At 73.5% G+C, this 1,185-nt stretch carries 1 protein-coding gene; it reads left to right on the top strand.

What is annotated here, in order from left to right:
- Positions 1-43 precede the first annotated feature (43 nt).
- Positions 44-1,185 (top strand): DUF3300 domain-containing protein (locus HW578_RS26820; protein WP_198373743.1); only part of this gene is annotated, 1,142 nt, incomplete at its 3' end.

Raw genomic sequence — 1,185 nt, 5'->3', positions numbered from 1 at the left:
CGCGCAGGGCGCGCCGCGGCCCGCGGCCGGCGCTCCGGCCGCCGTGGCGACCACGCCGGGCCAGGAGCGCCTGTCACAGGCCCAGCTCGAGCAGCTCCTGGCGCCCATCGCGCTCCATCCGGACACGCTGCTGACACAGATGCTGATGGCGGCGACCTATCCGCTCGAGATCGTGCAGGCGAAGCGCTGGCTCGGCCGCGACCAGAATGCCGCGTTGCGCGGAACGGCACTGGAGGAGGCGCTGCAATCCCAGCCCTGGGATGCCAGCGTGAAGTCGCTCGTGCCGTTTCCGGACGTCCTGACGCTGATGAACGACCAGCTGGAATGGACGCAGCAGGTCGGCGACGCGGTCCTGGCGCAGCAGCAGGACGTGCTGAACGCCATCCAGGTGCTGCGCGGGCGCGCCCAGGCCAACGGCGCCCTGCAATCCGGCCCGCAGCAGACGGTGACGGTCACGCAGAACGTCGTCGCCCCGCCCGTGGCCGCCGCGGTCGCGCCGCCACCGCAGATCATCACCATCGCGCCGGCGCAGCCCGAGACCGTCTACGTGCCGGCCTACAATCCGCAGGTCGTCTACGGCTCCTGGCCCTATCCGCAATATCCGCCGCCCTACTACCCGCCGCCGGTCGGCTGGGGCGTGGGCAGCGCGCTGCTGACCGGAATGGCCTTCGCGGGCGGCGTGGCGATCGCGAACAATCTCTGGGGCTGGTCGAGCGCCAATTGGCGCGGCGGGGACATCAACATCAATGCCTCCCGCGTCAACAACATCAACCGCAACACCAATGTGACCGGCGGGTCCTGGCGGCACGACACGACGCATCGGCAGGGCGTCGCCTATCGGGGTGACGAGGTGCGCAACCGCTACCAGGGCGACCGCCAGCAGCAGGCCGCGTCGCGCGAGCAGTTCCGCGGCCGCACCCAGCAGCCGGGGGGCGCGCTCGGCGGAGCGGACCGGCCCGGTGCGGGCCAGGGTGTGCGGCCCGGTGGCGATCGGCCTGGCGCGGGACAGGGGGCTCTGCCCGGCGGGGATCGGCTCGGTGGGGATAGGCCCGGCGGGGATAGGCCCGGTGGGGATAGGCCCGGTGGGGATAGGCTAGGTGGGGATAGGCCAGGTGCCGGCCAGGGTGCGCGGCCGGGCGGCGATCGCCCTGCCGCGGGCCAGCGGCCGGCCGGCGGCGAGCGGCC

This window comes from Roseomonas rosulenta (assembly GCF_016106005.1).
Lineage (GTDB): Bacteria > Pseudomonadota > Alphaproteobacteria > Acetobacterales > Acetobacteraceae > Neoroseomonas > Neoroseomonas rosulenta.
This window is presented reverse-complemented; position numbering and strand designations above follow the sequence as displayed.